The sequence below is a fragment of the Butyricicoccus sp. AF35-5AC genome, assembly GCF_003477715.1.
GTDB lineage: Bacteria > Bacillota > Clostridia > Oscillospirales > Butyricicoccaceae > Agathobaculum > Agathobaculum butyriciproducens.
The window spans coordinates 245,876-261,889 of sequence record NZ_QUDX01000001.1 but is presented as its reverse complement, the minus strand read 5'-3'; the positions used below and the strand labels follow the sequence as shown (position 1 = coordinate 261,889).

The 16,014-nt window shown below is 56.5% G+C and carries 15 protein-coding genes and 6 tRNA genes; 8 read left to right on the top strand and 13 right to left on the bottom strand.

Annotation, left to right across the window (positions count from 1 at the left end; all coding sequences use genetic code 11):
* Nucleotide 1 precedes the first annotated feature (1 nt).
* Nucleotides 2–256: a DUF4177 domain-containing protein gene (locus DWZ82_RS01185; RefSeq protein ID WP_181967608.1), complete on the top strand. Its 255-nt coding sequence runs from the start codon at nt 2–4 to the stop codon at nt 254–256.
* Nucleotides 257–289: 33 nt separating this feature from the next.
* On the opposite strand, the gene DWZ82_RS01180 is transcribed toward DWZ82_RS01185, so the two are convergent.
* The gene (locus DWZ82_RS01180) at nt 290–1,945 is read right to left on the bottom strand and encodes a sensor histidine kinase (protein WP_118478182.1); all 1,656 of its coding nucleotides are present in this window, start codon (nt 1,943–1,945) and stop codon (nt 290–292) included.
* On the bottom strand, nt 1,929–2,627 hold the full coding sequence (locus DWZ82_RS01175) for a response regulator transcription factor (protein ID WP_118478180.1): 699 nt from the start codon (nt 2,625–2,627) through the stop codon (nt 1,929–1,931). The genes DWZ82_RS01180 and DWZ82_RS01175 overlap by 17 nt, the downstream gene beginning before the upstream one ends.
* Nucleotides 2,628–2,782: 155 nt before the next feature.
* Between DWZ82_RS01175 and DWZ82_RS01170 the strand changes: the two genes are divergently transcribed.
* The 6 genes from DWZ82_RS01170 to DWZ82_RS01145 all read left to right on the top strand — a co-directional run bounded on the left by DWZ82_RS01170 (nt 2,783) and on the right by DWZ82_RS01145 (nt 3,535).
* Nucleotides 2,783–2,856: transfer RNA gene (locus tag DWZ82_RS01170), tRNA-Gly, on the top strand.
* A gap of 32 nt (nt 2,857–2,888) precedes the next feature.
* Nucleotides 2,889–2,965: transfer RNA gene (locus DWZ82_RS01165), tRNA-Arg, on the top strand.
* Nucleotides 2,966–2,991: 26 nt separating this feature from the next.
* A tRNA-His gene (locus DWZ82_RS01160) sits at nt 2,992–3,068 on the top strand.
* A 71-nt stretch (nt 3,069–3,139) separates the two neighbouring features.
* Nucleotides 3,140–3,214: transfer RNA gene (locus DWZ82_RS01155), tRNA-Gln, on the top strand.
* 165 nt (nt 3,215–3,379) lie between these two features.
* Nucleotides 3,380–3,455 (top strand) — tRNA-Lys (locus tag DWZ82_RS01150).
* A gap of 4 nt (nt 3,456–3,459) precedes the next feature.
* Nucleotides 3,460–3,535: transfer RNA gene (locus DWZ82_RS01145), tRNA-Val, on the top strand.
* A 389-nt stretch (nt 3,536–3,924) separates the two neighbouring features.
* Here DWZ82_RS01145 and DWZ82_RS01140 read toward each other — a convergent pair.
* From DWZ82_RS01140 to DWZ82_RS01130, 3 genes are all read right to left on the bottom strand, one after another.
* Nucleotides 3,925–4,809 carry a hypothetical protein gene (locus tag DWZ82_RS01140; RefSeq protein WP_118478178.1) on the bottom strand — a complete coding sequence of 295 codons (885 nt, stop codon included), beginning with the start codon at nt 4,807–4,809 and terminating at the stop codon, nt 3,925–3,927.
* 81 nt (nt 4,810–4,890) lie between these two features.
* Nucleotides 4,891–5,157 carry a metal-sensing transcriptional repressor gene (locus DWZ82_RS01135; RefSeq protein WP_118478176.1) on the bottom strand — a complete coding sequence of 89 codons (267 nt, stop codon included), beginning with the start codon at nt 5,155–5,157 and terminating at the stop codon, nt 4,891–4,893.
* The gene (locus DWZ82_RS01130) at nt 5,154–7,697 is read right to left on the bottom strand and encodes a heavy metal translocating P-type ATPase (protein WP_118478174.1); all 2,544 of its coding nucleotides are present in this window, start codon (nt 7,695–7,697) and stop codon (nt 5,154–5,156) included. Before DWZ82_RS01130 ends, DWZ82_RS01135 begins: the two co-directional genes overlap by 4 nt.
* Before the next feature lie 265 nt (nt 7,698–7,962).
* Between DWZ82_RS01130 and DWZ82_RS01125 the strand changes: the two genes are divergently transcribed.
* Nucleotides 7,963–8,469 (top strand): DUF2798 domain-containing protein, encoded by a 507-nt coding sequence (locus DWZ82_RS01125; protein ID WP_118359871.1) that lies wholly within the window; start codon nt 7,963–7,965, stop codon nt 8,467–8,469.
* Nucleotides 8,470–8,620: 151 nt separating this feature from the next.
* On the opposite strand, the gene DWZ82_RS15450 is transcribed toward DWZ82_RS01125, so the two are convergent.
* The 8 genes from DWZ82_RS15450 to pilM all read right to left on the bottom strand — a co-directional run bounded on the left by DWZ82_RS15450 (nt 8,621) and on the right by pilM (nt 15,989).
* Nucleotides 8,621–8,923: a hypothetical protein gene (locus DWZ82_RS15450; protein WP_118478172.1), complete on the bottom strand. Its 303-nt coding sequence runs from the start codon at nt 8,921–8,923 to the stop codon at nt 8,621–8,623.
* Nucleotides 8,923–9,318, bottom strand: coding sequence for an aspartate 1-decarboxylase (gene panD, locus DWZ82_RS01115; protein WP_110435293.1), 396 nt, complete (start codon nt 9,316–9,318; stop codon nt 8,923–8,925). The genes DWZ82_RS15450 and panD overlap by 1 nt, the downstream gene beginning before the upstream one ends.
* 3 nt (nt 9,319–9,321) lie before the next feature.
* The gene (gene panC, locus DWZ82_RS01110; protein ID WP_118284686.1) at nt 9,322–10,170 is read right to left on the bottom strand and encodes a pantoate--beta-alanine ligase; all 849 of its coding nucleotides are present in this window, start codon (nt 10,168–10,170) and stop codon (nt 9,322–9,324) included.
* A gap of 20 nt (nt 10,171–10,190) precedes the next feature.
* Nucleotides 10,191–11,036 (bottom strand): 3-methyl-2-oxobutanoate hydroxymethyltransferase, encoded by an 846-nt coding sequence (gene panB / locus DWZ82_RS01105; protein ID WP_118284685.1) that lies wholly within the window; start codon nt 11,034–11,036, stop codon nt 10,191–10,193.
* On the bottom strand, nt 11,033–11,899 hold the full coding sequence (locus DWZ82_RS01100; protein ID WP_158575047.1) for a Rossmann-like and DUF2520 domain-containing protein: 867 nt from the start codon (nt 11,897–11,899) through the stop codon (nt 11,033–11,035). Before DWZ82_RS01100 ends, panB begins: the two co-directional genes overlap by 4 nt.
* A 273-nt stretch (nt 11,900–12,172) precedes the next feature.
* Nucleotides 12,173–13,855 (bottom strand): GspE/PulE family protein, encoded by a 1,683-nt coding sequence (locus DWZ82_RS01095; RefSeq protein ID WP_116704702.1) that lies wholly within the window; start codon nt 13,853–13,855, stop codon nt 12,173–12,175.
* Entirely contained in the window at nt 13,852–14,556 is a 705-nt protein-coding gene (locus DWZ82_RS01090; protein ID WP_118478168.1) for a hypothetical protein, read from the bottom strand. The genes DWZ82_RS01095 and DWZ82_RS01090 overlap by 4 nt, the downstream gene beginning before the upstream one ends.
* On the bottom strand, nt 14,553–15,989 hold the full coding sequence (gene pilM, locus DWZ82_RS01085) for a type IV pilus biogenesis protein PilM (protein ID WP_118478166.1): 1,437 nt from the start codon (nt 15,987–15,989) through the stop codon (nt 14,553–14,555). The genes DWZ82_RS01090 and pilM overlap by 4 nt, the downstream gene beginning before the upstream one ends.
* Nucleotides 15,990–16,014: the final 25 nt, after the last annotated feature.

Genomic DNA, 16,014 nt, shown 5'->3' with positions numbered 1-16,014 from the left:
TATGGATTTCAGCGATTCCTCGACTTTCTCCACCGCATCCGGCAAAGACTATCATTACGTTGTTCTGCAGGTTACTTTGAAGGAAAAATTTCTCGGCACCGGTTCCGGCAACCTGACCGAACTGGAAGAAGCGATTAACCATCAAGCGCAAAAGGGTTATCGCCTGCACACGATTACTACATCGAACGGCGGCAGCAAGGGTCTGATGGGCGGCGACCGCATTCAGGCAACCATGGTATTTGAAAAAGTTATTTAATAAAGCAAAAACCGCTCTTTCGAGCGGTTTTTGCTATTTATCTGCAAATTGGAACCAGAACTTCGGTCCGATTTCGGTATTCTCCGCTCCGCAGGCGTATCCATGCAGATCGAACACGGTTTTCGCAATCGACAGTCCCAATCCGTCGCCTTTTGCGCTGCGCGACGGATCGGCCTGATAATACGCCTCCCACAGCCGCGGCAGCGCATCCGCCGGAATGGCATCGCCGGTGTTTGTCACCGAGAGCACACCGTCTGCGAGGTACACCATAATGCAGCCGCCCTCCGGCGTGTGCTGCACGGCGTTCTCGAGCAGTGCGTCCAGTGCCCGCGCAAGCAGTGCCCTGTCTGCATTGACCTCAAATTTGTCCTGTGCTGCAAATTCGGTGCGGATGGTGGAATCGGTCGGCAGAGCTGCCTGCAGGCGCTCCTGCGCCAATTCTGCCAGAGAGAACGCGGTTCGCCGCAGCGCCTTTGCGCCGGTCTCCAGTCTCGACAGTTCAAGCATGTGCCGCACACTGCCGTCCATCCGCTGCGCCTGCTGCTGAATGACACCCAGATAGTGCGCCTGCTTTTCTGGTGCAAGGTTGTCACCGAGCAGCTCGGCGGTGGCGCTGAGCACGGAGAGCGGCGTTTTCAGCTCGTGCGCGAGCGCGGCTGTCGTTTCACGGCGTACCCGCTCTATGCGCTCCTGTTTGCGCCAGACGCGCAGTAAGGCGCAGGAGAGGATAATGGCACACAGTATCGCCAGAATCAAGCTGAGCACGCCTGCAGGCACCAAAATCGGCAGGCACGCTTTCAGTGGGCAGCCTTCCGCGGCAAACGACATCATGACATAGCCGCCATCGACATAGTCGCAGTATTTCATTGTCCGCTGATACTGGCGCACCAGCCACGGACGCACGACCGGTGCAGCACTGCCTGCTTCGCTCGGGTTCTCCACCCAGGCACGCATTTCTTTTCGTTTCGGAGAAGTCATATCGGCTGCCACTTGCTTTGCAGTCAGGCTCACTCCCGGATGGCCGGGAAAGGACATGCGGTGTAATACCAGTTTTTTCAGCGGCAGATCGCTCATCTTGTCCGCATCATACGCGCACTCGACCGTATTCACTTCGTCGGTCAGCTTTAATTCGCCATTTACTTCTTCATACGGACGCACGGTTACCGACTTCAAGTAGGCTTCATCGCCATCTACCCATGCTTCAAAACGCATATCGTATGGCAGCGACTCTTGATCGACTACACCGCTGCCAATGTAGATTGCTTCGAGAACATTCTGCGGCTGGTCACTCATATCCACCAAGTATTCCTTATCTGTCATGTGGTCGATATCCGTATCATCTGTCAGGATCAGCCACCAACGGTCGCTCTGCAGTATATTTCCGCCCTGGTCGGTAATGGCCGTCACTATCATCAGTGCGTCAGACGAATTTCTCCGATAGGATTGCTCCTTCAACATCCTGCGCAGTTCCGCCGGATCATTTTCTTCATGCTCCTTGGAATCCAGCATATACCTTGCATAATCGCCGGTATACCAATCCGCAGAATCCTTAATATCCGCCGCCATCAGCTCCGCGCGCTGCTGTCCCAGCAGGAGTGAGAACGCGCCCATCGACAGCAGCCAGAACGCGAGGAAGCCTGCGCCCACTCGAACAAAGAAATTTCCGAAATTCTTAGGCTTGGTTTTCATCTCCGTCCACCTCCAGCTTGTAGCCGCGCTTCACCACGGTTTTGATGCAGTCCGCATGCGGACCGAGTGCTCGGCGCAGCTTTTTGATGTGCCCGTCGATTACCCGGTCCGTGCCGTCAAAATCCCAGCCCCACGCAAGGTTCAACAGCTCGTCACGCGTCAGCACGCGGTTTTTGCGCTCCATCAGCGCCCGCAGCAAAGCAAATTCCTTGGGCGGCAGGTCGATGCGCCTGCCGTCCGCTGTGACAATCCCCCGTTCCGGGTCGAGTGACAGGGTACCCGCTGTCAACGTATTCCCGGCATTGAGGCCCCGCGCTCGCCGCAGGAGCGCCAGTGCCTTGGCGTACAACACCGCCAGCGAAAACGGCTTGACCACATAATCGTCCGCACCGAGGCCGTAGCCGTGCAGCTTGTCCTGCTCGTCCTCGCGCGCCGTGACGAACAGAATGGGCGCGTCTCCCTGCTGCCGTGCTACGCGGCACAGCGCGAAGCCGTCCGTGCCCGGCAGCATGATGTCGAGCAGCAGCAGGTCGAACCGCCGGGTTTCGATGAAGTGCAGCGCCGTGTCGCCGTCCGGCGCAGACACAACCGTGAAATCGCCGCCGCTCTTTGCGGTGAAGTAGTCGGTCAGCACCTCCCGCATGGCCTGCTCATCCTCGGCCAGTAAGATCGTTGCTTTCATGCTCTCTCCCTCCTTTGATTACAGTATAGCATGACCGTCTGCCCTTTTGATGTTCTTTGCAAATCTGGCCGAAAAAAGTTTTTAAAAAAATTTTTAAAAAAGATGTTGACATTATAGGGTTTTATTGATATACTAAATGAGCGTCAGAAAGACCCGCGGGTGTAGTTCAATGGTAGAATGTCAGCCTTCCAAGCTGAACACGTGGGTTCGATTCCCATCACCCGCTCCATTTTCTTCGAATGGGTTTGTCGGAATTGATATGCGCCAGTAGCTCAGCCGGATAGAGCAACTGCCTTCTAAGCAGTAGGCCGGGGGTTCGAATCCCTCCTGGCGTGCCATTTCCGTCGGCTGCAAACTTTATATGGTGGGTATAGCTCAGTTGGTTAGAGCATCGGATTGTGGTTCCGAGGGTCGAGGGTTCGAGTCCCTTTACCCACCCCATATAACCCTGTGACGCGCTGCGAACGCAGCGCGTTATCTTTAGGGTAACGCTGTTTCGAGCAAACGAATACGGGGGCGTCGCCAAGCGGTAAGGCATCGGCCTTTGACGCCGACATTCGCTGGTTCGAATCCAGCCGTCCCTGCCATTATGGCAGATTTTGAATCCTTGGATTCGAAAGGCGGCTCTTGGCAATATGCCGGTGGCATATTGTAACCGCCGTGGCTTTTGCCGCAGCAAAAGCGAATCCAGCCGTCCCTGCCATTACGGCATGCGACTCAATTTCATACTCAGCGCAAAACTTTTTTGACCTGACCCAGTAGCTCAGTCGGCAGAGCACCTGCCTTTTAAGCAGGGTGTCCGGGGTTCGAATCCCCGCTGGGTCACCAAAATGGAAGTTTAGCTCAGCTGGGAGAGCATCTGCCTTACAAGCAGAGGGTCACAGGTTCGAGCCCTGTAACTTCCACCATCAAGCACTTACGAAAGTAAGTGCTTTTTCTTTTAATCTTTATTTTAATCTTTAGCAGAGACCATTCCCGACACCGGTTTTGCTTGGCACACGAGGCGCGTATGCGCTACGCCCTGTCCGAGCGGTAGCTTTTTCAGCACCGGCTGAGCGGAGTACTCGAACTGCGTAAGCGTGTTCGTCCCTAACGGACGGGATGTTTTTCGCTGAGATTCAGCGGGGATTTGCCTACCCGGCAGGGGCACAAGAGGGTAGACACCTACGGTTTCCACCCTCTGATTTTCATCCCTTTCCCTTGGATAGTCTGACGCAGACCAGAGACCGGCGACCGCTCCGAAATGGGGAACGGCAGCCGGGTTACTCTACCGTATCTTTCGTAAAATATTCGCAGTTCACAGACAGCGTACTGCTACACATACGGTTAAGGCGATACCGCAAGCGCGACACGAGGTGAATCGCCGAAGAGCAAGAGAGAGGCCCTGGGTGATAACAGTGCTGCACAACTCGTCAGTCTGGTGGCGATGGACAACACCTGCGAATCTAACAATTAGTACAATCTGCCCCACAGGGTGCGCCGAGGTCGGTACATCATCCGGAATATCAACGGTCGGCTTGCTGCTGCCGCCGCCACCGCCGGACGATCTGCGGGTCCATACGCCGATCAGCTTGACATCCTGCTGAATGTCCTTGATCTCGGTTACAACATCACCACTACCGTTGATCCGCCAGCCGCTGAACGTGTAGCGGCTCTGCGAGGTGGTCTGTACCGGTGCGACGGTGTAGCTGCCGCCCTTCTTCACCTTGGCTGCCGCCGGAACTGCGCCTGCATCAGACGGAATGTCGCCGGTTACTTCGTAGGTTACGCTGCAGAGCTGACCGTGTGCAGCCTTGAGAGCCAGCGTTTCGGAAACAGCCTCTTCGCTAACCGTATATTCGTCAGCGTAGTAGGCATCGCCTTCACCATCACCGTTCCAGCGCTTGTATGCATTGTCCGTCAGCTTTTCCTTGCCGTCGTGATACCAGCCTACGATCGGGTCGTTGCAGTCGTCCAGTACCCAGTCCTTGCCGACAGGTGCAAAAGTGATGCGGCCATCGCAAGTGTAAGTTTTATACTTATAGGTACCGTTGTAAATATCATCGCCAGCAATCAGTGCATGGTTGTTATACAGCTGTGCACCAGCAGAAACAGTAATTTCACCGTAATTGCGGATACCGCCGCCATACTGAGTTTTGCTACCGTTGTTCTTGATAACCGTGTCGGCACCGATTTCGATCATACCGCAGTTTCTGATTGCGGAAACTGCACAAATCTTCAATTTTCAAACAAAAAGGACGTGCCTTTTGGCACGTCCTTCCGTTTACGCTTTATCCAGCAGCTTGATGATCTCTGCGATCTTCTGCTCACGCTCGTTCTGATCTCCGGTCTCAAACGCATCCTGCACACAGCCGGAAAGATGTCCGCGAAGAACCTCTCTCTGCGCCTTATGCACCAGCGATTCCACCGCCTGCAGCTGCATCATAATATCCATGCAGTAGCGGTTGTCCTCAATCATTTTGAGCACGCCGTCGATCTGCCCGCGCGCGGTTTTGAGCAGCGGCTCGACCTTTTTACGATCTGCCATCATTTGATGTCAACCACCTCATAGCCCGCCTCGGTGACGGCTGCGGTCAGAACGGCATCCTCCGGCAGCGTTTTGCCCGAAACGACTGCCTTGCCTGCATCCAGATCGACCGCAACATCACAGCCGGCTGCTGCACCCTCGAGTGCCTTTTTGACATGTGCCACGCAGTGCTGACACATCATGCCATCAACCTTGATTGTCTTTTCCATAACATTTTCCTCCTTTTTATGTGCCGTAAGCGGCTTTTCGCCGCTTATGGGCAAAACAGCAGGCGTCCCCGCCGTTTTTCTCGGTGTTGCGCTGAAAAAGCGCAGGCGCAGCGCGTTGGATACCACGCAGACGGACGAAAGGCTCATTGCCGCCGCGCCGATCATCGGACTGAGCTTGATGCCAAACGGTACCCACAGCAGACCCGCCGCAATCGGAATGCCGATGCAGTTGTAGAAGAACGCCCAGAACAGGTTCTGGCGAATGTTGCGCATAGTCCGGCGCGACAGCCGGATGGCGTCCACCGCGTCCATCAGGTCGCTCTTCATCAGCACAACGTCCGCAGACGAGATAGCCACGTCCGTGCCTGCACCAATCGCAATGCCGACATCGGCACGCGCAAGCGCCGGTGCATCGTTGATGCCGTCACCGATCATGGCAACCTTGCGATCCTTGCCCTGCTTTTCGCGCACGATGCGCTCCTTGTCCTGCGGGAGCACCTCAGCGATCACATCGGTCACGCCCAACTCGGACGCGATGGACTGCGCGGTTTTCTGGTTGTCGCCGGTGAGCAGCGTTACGTCAATGTGCATACTGCGCAGTGCTTCGACTGCCGCCTTACTGGTCGGCTTGAGCACATCAGCGACCGCAAAAATACCGACAATCTGGCGGTTTGCCGCAAAGAACAGCGGCGTTTTGCCTGCCGCGGCGAACTCATCGCCCAGCTTCTGCATCGAGCCGGACAGCGCCAGTCCGTTAGCCAGCAGCATGCGGCGGTTGCCCGCAAAGCACGGTACACCATCCACAAACGCGCGAATGCCCTGCCCCTCGAGCATCTCAAAGTCAGTGACCGAACGCTTCTGCGCGTTCTTCTCGCGTGCATAGCGCACAATGGCGTCCGCCAGCGGATGGTCGCTGCGGCTCTCGAGTGACAGCGCCAGTGAGAGCAGGTCAGCCGACTCCACGCCGAAGGATTTTACGTCGGTTACGACCGGACGTCCTTCGGTTACGGTGCCGGTCTTGTCCATGATAACCGCGTGGACATTGTGCAGATTCTCAAGCGCCTCCGCCGACTGGAACAGCACGCCGTTCTTTGCGCCGACACCTGTGCCGACCATGATAGCGACCGGCGTTGCCAGTCCCAGTGCGCACGGGCACGAGATGACCAGAACCGAAATCGCGCGTGTGAGCGCAAAGCTCGGCGTTTCACCGACCAGCAGCCAGATGATTGCTGTCACGAGCGCAATGCCCATAACGACCGGAACGAATACCCCTGCCACCTTATCCGCCAGCTTGGCGATTGGCGCCTTGGACGCGCCTGCCTCCTCTACCAGACGGATGATCTGGCTCAGAGTCGTATCGTCACCGACACGCAATGCCTTCATGACAACATAGCCGCTCTTGGACACGGTTGCACCGATTACGGTGTCGCCGACATGCTTTTCGACCGGCATGCTCTCGCCGGTGATGGCGCTTTCGTCCAGATAGGCGCTGCCCTCGGTGATCTCGCCGTCAACCGGCACGGACTGACCGCCGCGCACGATAACGAGGTCACCAACCTGTACCTGCTCAATCGGCAGCTGCATGGTCTGACCGCCACGGATGACCTCGGCGGTCTGCGGACGCAGGTCCATCAGTGCCGCAATGGCTTCGCCGGTCTTGCGCTTGGCACGCGCTTCAAAGAACTTGCCGAGCGTTACCAGCGTCAAAATCATGCCTGCGGATTCAAAATACAGGTCGTGCATAAAGCTGTGGGCTGCCTCAGGCGTGGGCGCGAGCGCGATTTGAATCAGCGCGTAAATGCCGTACACAAGCGCCGCACCCGAGCCAACGGCGATGAGCGCGTCCATAGTTGGGGCACGATGCAACAGCGTTTTGAAGCCATTGATATAATATTTGCGGTTGATAATGACGATCGGCAGCGTGAGGAGCAGCTCCGTGAGCGCCAGATGGAACATGCCGTCCATGCCTGTCGCATAGGACGGCAGCGGCAGCCCGACCATCTCGCCCATCGAGAAGTACATCAGGACAAGCATGAAAATCGCCGAAACGATAATACGGGTCTTCATTTCCTTCAGCGCCTCGTCCGCCTGCGGGCTTTGCGCCGGAGCCGATGTCTGCCTGCCATCGTCCACCGCAGCCGTGTAGCCGCCAGACTCGACCGCCTTTATAATCGTCTGTGCGTCGCACGCGTTTTCATCGTACTCGACCGCCATGCTGCCAGCGAGAAGATTTACCTGCACGCCGCTGACACCCGGCACCGCCGAAACGCTTTTCTCCACATGGGCGGAGCAGGCCGCGCAGCTCATGCCGCCCACCCGAAACCGTTGTTTCATATCGCATCTCCTATCTGTACCCCTCCCCCGAGGGATGGGGTCTATTTACAGACAAAGTATACACCCAGGGAACAGTATTGTCAAGAACGAAGTTAGTCTTGACGAACGCCCATAAAATATGGTATGATATTTATAATTAATGGTAGTTGAAGTAGTCCATAGGACGAAGTAGACGAAAGTTTACTTCGTCCTATTTTTTTGCGTTCAGCTACATTTCTATTCGTTATCAAAAAATATTTCACATACACAAAAAGGAGAAAACAAAATGCCAAAAAACAAATTTCAGGACGTTATTTACACCATTATCATGGCTTCTGTCATGGTATACGGCATGGTAGCGTACAACATCGTGCTGAACACCGGTTCCATGCAGAACTGGGTATTTCTCGCGGTATTCCACGAGTGGCCGATCATGACTGTTATCGCAATTCTGCTCGAGCTGGTGTTTGTCGGCAAGCTGGCGATGAAGGTTGCATTCCGTCTTGTCAACCCGCGCGAAGCCAGCCAGACCAGCATTATGCTTGCCATCTCGGCTGCATCCGTATGGCTGATGTGCCCGTGCATGAGCTTCTTTGCCACCCTGCTGTTCAAGGACAGCCATAACGCACAGTTCTTTGCAATCTGGGTACAGACCACCGTTATGAACTTCCCGATGGCGCTGCTGTGGCAGTTCTTTGCAGCCGGTCCGCTGGTGCGCCGCATTTTCGGTCTGCTGTTCCGGGAGAACGCAGACAAGTCCTCTGCAACGGAGATGGAGTCGGTTCAGGGTTAATCTGCTTACTTACGCATAAGGAATGGGTGCTAACCCTTAGCTGGGGTTCCAAAAGGATAGACACCAAGGTTTGCCCGTAGGCCACTAAACCTTGTTCCCACGCCGTGCGTGGATTAGATGAGTACTATCCTCTTGGGACTCCAGTTTCCTTTTATTTGATAGTCTGGCGCAGACCAGAGACCGGCGACCGCTTCGAAAAGAGAAACGGCAAAGGATTTTTTCTTCCGTAGGGGCGCACAGTGTGCGCCCATTTCTCTACCTCTACGCAGTTCTCGCCTACCCTGCTGCTACATATACGGTTTACTCTCCGCAGGCGCGACGCAACAGTGTCGCTGTGATAGACGGCACCTGCGAATATTTTCTTGTGCCTGCGTTTCACCTTACCTCTCTTCACTCTAATCCTCAGCTCTGTACCAATGAAAAAGGAGAACCCACCCGGGTTCTCCTTTTTCATTACGCCATATCCTTGAGCAGACCATGCTTCTCATAGGTAGTGGTGCGGACGATCTTATTTTCCTCATCCACGAACACGACCTGCGGAGCATAGCCGTTCCTGACCTCCTCCGGCGTCAGCTGCGCGTACGCCATCAGAATAACCTTATCGCCCACGCTGACACAGCGCGCCGCCGCGCCGTTCAGGCAGATCATGCCGCTGCCGCGCTCACCGGCGATCGTATAGGTCTCAAAGCGGTTTCCGTTCTCAATATCCACGATGGCAACCTTCTCATATTCGTAAATACCGGCCGCATCCAGCAGATCGGCATCAACGGTAATCGAGCCGACGTAGTTCAGCTCAGCCTGCTTGACCGTTGCACGGTGAATTTTACCCTTGAGCATCTGTACTGTCATGGCTTATCCCTCCACCGAAAAGTTGTCGATCAGGCGTGTTTTGCCGATATAGACCGCCATAGCGACCAGTTCACCGCCGTTGATCTCATGCACCGGCAGCATGGTCAGGCCGTCCACTGCGGAAACGTAATCAATACGCGCGAGCGGCTCCTGCTCGATAAGCGCACGCATGGCATCCACGACCTTATCCGCGTTTTTCTCGCCGTTCTGTACCAACTCCTGACCGAGCTTTACAGCGCGCGACAGCACGAGCGCCGCCTTGCGCTCCTCTGCGCTCAGATAGGTATTGCGCGAGGACTTCGCCAGACCGTCCGCCTCACGGATGATCGGGCAGCCGACAATCTCAATGCCCATGGACAGGTCGAGCACCATGCGGCGGATGATCGCCAGCTGCTGTGCGTCCTTCTGACCGAAGAACGCCTTATCCGGCGTTACGATGTTGAACAGCTTGGAAACGACCGTGCACACGCCGCGGAAATGAATCGGACGGGTCTTGCCGCACAGCTGACGCGGCATTTCGGACTGCACCTCAACAAAGGTGGCAAAGCCGTCCGGATACATCTCGGACACCTCGGGATGGAACACCATGTCACAGCCGCACTCGGTCAGCAGCGCACAGTCGTGCTCGAAATCACGCGGATAGGTCTCCAGATCCTCACCCGGACCGAACTGGGTCGGATTGAGGAACACGGACGCTACCGTGCGGTCGCACTGCTGCACGGACGTTTTGACCAGACTGGCGTGTCCTTCATGCAGATAGCCCATGGTCGGCACCAGACCGACGGTCAGACCCTGCTGTTTCCACTCGCGCACCTGTGCGCGTACTTCTGCGATGGTTGTTGCGATTTTCATTGTATATGCTCCTGTTTCTCTCAAAATTCAGCGTCGAGTTTGGCGAGATATTCATCGCTGCAGTCGGACTTGACAAAGCTCTGCTTTTCGGTCGGGAACGTGCCGTTCTGAACCTCGTTCATGTAAGCGCGGAACGCGTCCACCATGCGCTCACCGATATTGTCGAACTGCTTGGCGAACTTGGGCGTAAAGTCCATATTCATGCCGAGCATATCCTGATAAACCAATACCTGTCCGTCACAGCCTGCGCCCGCACCGATACCGATGGTCGGAATGGTCAGCTTTTTCGAGATGAGCGCCGCCAGCTTGGGCGGTACGCACTCGAGCACGACCGAAAATGCACCGGCCTCCTGTACGGTAAAGGCATCCTCGAGCAGCCGCTTTGCCGCATCCTCGCCCTTGCCCTGTACCTTAAAGCCGCCGAACACGTTGACGCTCTGCGGCGTCATGCCGATATGTGCCTGCACCGGAATGCCAGAATCCGTAATGGCGCGAATCTGCTCGGCAACGGCTGCGCCGCCCTCCAGCTTGACCGCGTGTCCGCGCGCTTCCTTCATCAGCCGGCCTGCGTTGCGCACGGCTTCGGAAACCGACGCCTGATAGCTCATAAACGGCATATCCATGATGACCATGGTGTTCTCGCACGCGCGCACGACGCATGCACTGTGGTGGATCATGTCCTCCATCGTAACCGGCAGGGTCGTGTCATAACCCATCATGGTCATGCCGAGCGAATCACCCACCAGAATGGCGTTGATGCCCGCTTTTTCCACCAGCTTGGCGGTCGTGTAATCGTAGCTGGTAATCTCGGTGAGGCGCTCGCCGTTTTGCTTCATCGAGAGAAATGTACTCACTGTGTTCTTCATTCGTTCTGCTCCTTTTCCCCGTTCAGCAGGGCGGCAAGCGTGCCGTAATCCTGCTCAGGATGTTTTTCCTGTGCCATTTTGACCTGTTCGAGTCCCAGCAGCGCGTAAAGCTGCCGGTCGTCTCGTTCCGTCAGGCACGACAGATGCTTTTGCACGGTCTGCGTGTCGCCGCGCTCAATGGGTCCGGTCAGCGCTGAGACGGCACCGTGCTCGATTACATGCGCCAGATTGCTCCGCATGAGCGGCGCAAGCGCGTGCAGTGCGTCCGTTTCGGAGAATCCGCAGCCGCTCAGCAGCTCTGCGCTGCGCTGCACAAGTGCGCAGACAAAGTTGCTTGCCAGTGCACAGCTGAGGTGGTACTGCGCCTTGCTCTCCGGCGAAATGGTCTGCACCTGCAGCCCTAGCCCGCGCAGCAGCGGTACAAAGACCTCGACCGCCTGCGCGTCACCCTCGACGCAAAAAAAAGCACCTGCCAGCTCCCGCCAGCAGTTATACTTGCTGCTGATCGGAAATAGCAGATGAATGGATATTGCATAGGCTCCCTGCGCGTGAATACCCGGAAAGGCTTCCTCGGCTGTGCAGGCGCCGCTGCAATGACATATATACTTGTCCTGAATTTCAAATTCTGCGACCTGCCGATACACCTCGGTGATCGCATTATCCGGAACGGTGATGAAAATCGCGTCACTATCTTCGATGAGTTTGCCCAGGTCGGTATAGTGTCCGGAATTTGTAAATTCTGCGGCTTCTCTTGCGCTGTCGGAATTGCGGCTGTAATAGCCGGATATCCGCACGCCCTTTTCGGCAAGCAGTCTGCCGAAGGAAAAGCCGACTTTTCCTGCTCCAACAATGCCAATGTTCATGCTGTCACCCGCTTTCTGTGGTGTGACGCAACGTAAAATCACTGTCGGAAAAATTTGAAAAACATGTTGTGACAAGGTATAGCTTCCGCTCTGCGGAATGCCATCCATCAATGGGTATTATACCCGCTTGAGATAAGAATGTAAAGGAAAAGTTTTCGGCTTTGGGGAGTCAATCAACAGTAAACGTACGTTCATTTATGCAGATTTTGTTCTGTAATTCTGCTTATAATCGTTAAAACCGCTCTGTATCAAAAGATACAGAGCGGTTTCCGATTATGCGTAATATGCGATCCTGAGCAGCTCCTCCGGTGTAGTAACACCCTGTTTTACCAGTTCCAGACCCTTTTCCTTCAGGCTGCGCATGCCCTGCTGTTCCCGCGCGTAGGCCTCGATCTCCTCGATTTCGGCGCCGCGGCTGATCATGCGGCGGATATTGCGGTCGATCGTGACGATCTCATGCACGGCAATACGGCCACGGTAGCCGGTGCCGTTGCAGTGCGCACAGCCTGTGCCGCGCTTGATGGTCGTGATATCCTTGCCGAGCAGCGCCTGCTCCTGCGGCGTAACTGCGACCTCTCTGCCGCAGTGCGGACACACCTTGCGCATCAGTCGCTGCGCGACCAGACCGACCAGCGAGTTTGCGATCAGATAGTGGTCGATGCCCATATCGGCCAGACGGACGATACTCGAGACCGCATCGTTGGTATGCAGCGTACTCAGCACCAGGTGACCGGTGATGGCGGCACGAACCGAAATACCGGCGGTTTCGCCGTCACGGGTCTCACCGACCATGATGATATCCGGGTCCTGACGCAGCAGTGCGCGCAGACCGGACTCAAACGTCAGTCCGGCAACCGGATTGACCTGCGTCTGGTTGATGCTCGGCACGTTCTTCTCCACCGGATCCTCAACCGTGGAGATATTCACCTGCCGGTGCGACAGGTACTCGAGCACCATGTACAGTGTGGTGGACTTACCCGAGCCGGTAGGACCGGTGATATAAATAATGCCGTTCGGTGAGTTGAGCATAGGCAGGAACCTTGCATAGCTTTCGTCGTCCATGCCGAAGTGGCTGGCGTGATCGACCTGACCCGCCGTTGCCAAAATTCGCAGCACCGCCTTTTCTCCGAACACGGTCGGCAGCAGCGATACACGGATGTTGACGTACTCGCTCTGTCTCACACGGATACGGAAATGACCGTCCTGCGGCAGACGGCGCTCGGCAATATCGAGGTTCGCCATGATCTTGATTCGCGCGATCAGCGGCTGATGCACACTACGCTGCAGCGTTACATAATCAACGATCGTGCCGTCGATACGCATGCGCACGCGCGTGCTGCCCTCAAACGGCTCGATATGCACGTCGCTCGCGCCGGTGCTGATTGCACGGTCGAGCAGGCTGTTGAGCAGCTTGACGATCGGCGCTTCCGGATCGCCGCTTTCGCTTTCTTCGACCTGCAGCATCTCCACATTACGCTCTGCAAAGTCCTCGTTGGCGGTCTGTGCCGCCTGCTGCGCGCCGACCTCGGCGTAATAGTAGCGAATCGCGCTCTGCAGCGGACCCATTTCACTCAGGCGGATGACCACCTGACAGCCGGTCAGCTGGCGCACTTCCTCAAAGGCAAAGTAGTTGAGCGGATCGTTCGTCACGACCTCGAGGCTCTTGTCCGCAAAGCCGACCGCAAGCAGGTTCTGCTTTTCCGCCAGCTCGCGCGGAATCATGCGGACAGCGGTCAGATCGACCTGCATCTGTCCGATGCTCACAATTTCCAGTCCCAGACGGGCAGCCAATGCCTCGATCACCTGCGTCTCGGTGACAAAGCCCAGCTCGATCAGTATCTGACCGACTCGCTTTTCACGGTGCTCCTTCTGGTAGGCGAGCGCCTGCTCCATCTGCTCCTGCGTGATATAATTGCGCTCCATCAGCACTTCGCCGATACGCAAATTGGTTTTCATGCGTCTGCCTCCTTGTCGCTGACACACATGTAGATCTCCAGCGTGCCGGTGATCAGATTGGTGCTGACCGCCTGCGTGTTGTTTGCCACATAATCATAGTCTGCAATACTGAAATTGGTCACGCGCAGACCCTTGTACCTGTGCTCCACCTCATCGAGGAAGTTCAGCCACTGGGTTACGGCGCCCTGCGCCGAGATAGTCGCAGTGCCGATGTAAACGCAGTTGACCGGCTGCACCGGCGCTGCCGATGTATCATCGGTCGAATCGGCGGATTCCGCATCGGACGAGGTGTCCGCACTTCCGTCCGTCTGCGCAGCTTCCTGCTCGGCGAGATACGCGCTGACCGCACCCGGAGCGGCTTCCGTCAGCGTCAGCGACTGCGGAAACAGTCCGTTCTCGAGCGCGATACCCGTGATGATATCGTCCATCTGACGGGTTTCCAGATCGCCCTTGTAGTATTTTTCGCTTGCCGTGTTCAGCGCGGCTTTATTCTGCGCGATAATATCGTCAATCGTCGCAAGTGCGGCAATCTGCGTCTGATATTCCTGCTGCTTCTGTTCGGCGGCGTCATATTCGTTCTGCAGCGTTTCGTGATTTTTCATCGCAGGACGGATGAGATACATGCCGAAAATGACGATTATCGCCAGACAGGCCACCAGCCGGAGCAGCTTTTTATCACGTTCGGTTACAACGATGTTCATTCGGCTGCCTCCTCTCCCAGCAGGATACAGTTCAGGCTGAGGACGTACACGCCGTCCTCATAGGTATAGCCGGTGTAGTCCACCTTGCGGAACAGGCCGGTTTTCTGCAGCTTGAGCACATAGCTCGGAATGTCGATAACGCTGCCGCTTTGTGCATCAAACTGCAGCGCGCCGGTGGCCGCATCGTAGCCGGTCAGCACCATGCTGACCTGAGCGCCGCCTGCCGCGCCGATTTTGCTCATCAGGGTGCTGTCCACCTGCGGATAGGTGGCAAGCGCGTCCGTCAGATTGCGTACCTGCTGCAGTCCCTGCACCAGATTGTCATTGCGCTGCTGCTTTTCGGCAGCCTCGTTGTACTGCTCGATCACAGTCGGATCGTTCAGCCAGTCATTGATGTCGTCGGTTCTGTGGCTCAGGCTGCTGTTCATCCGCAGGAACACACACCAGACCGCGGCGCACACCACCAGACACACCGCAATCGGTGTGTAGAAGCTGTGCAGCAGGCCGGTCTGCTTTTTGCTGCCGCGGGACAAACGCCGATAGCTGCGGAGCAGATCCAGCTCCTTGTTTGCACGAAGCACGCGAATCAAAGCCTCGGCACAGCCGAGCCAGTCGTTCAGCCGCTCGCCGTTCGGCAGGGCGCGGAACACACGGCATTCGGGCAGACGGCTCACTTCCAGACCCAGACCGCGGATACCCGCCAGACACACCTCGAAATCATCATCCGAGCAGCCGGCGTAATACACATCGGTCAGCGTGCCGCCCGAGCGGCTTGCCGTGTGGAACTGCATCGTACCGGAGACATCCCTCGTCATCTCGGTGCCGAAATCCACCGTGCCCGGCTCACTGAAAATACGGTTGCGGCTGGAATAACGGTACTCTCCGTTCTCGACCAGCAGCGAAAGCACGCTGCTGCCCTCAAAGCACAGCCAGATACAGGTCTTGCCCTGCATGGGCTGCATGGCATGCAGGAGCTTGAGCCGTCCTGCCATGGTAACGGTAACGTTTTCCAGGTGCAGACCGAGCCGATCGGTCATTGCAAGGTATTCCTCCATCGTTTCCTTGCGGCAGGCAGCGCAGAACAGCTGCTGACGGCCTTCGGCATCTGTGCCGAGCGGCACATAGTCCGCCGCCACAAGCTGATCCTCCCGCGGACGCATTTCGTGCCGCACAAGCTCCTCCAGCTTGTTTTCCGGCATGCTCGGCGCGGTGATAGTCTTGGTGGCAACCGCCTCATCCGGCAGGACGAGCGTGATGCCGCGGGTCGGCAGCCTGTGCTGCTGCCAGAGTGCGCCTATCGCCTTCTCCCAGTTTTCCATGCCGCCGCCGTGTGCGGGAGCACTGTAAAGCGCCTGCACGGAAGGCTGTGCGCCGGACTTGCCGACCGCGACAAGCACCTGCTCCTCCTGCAGCGCCAAAACGGTTGTGTTCATTCTCATTTCTCCCCTTTTTGTGAGG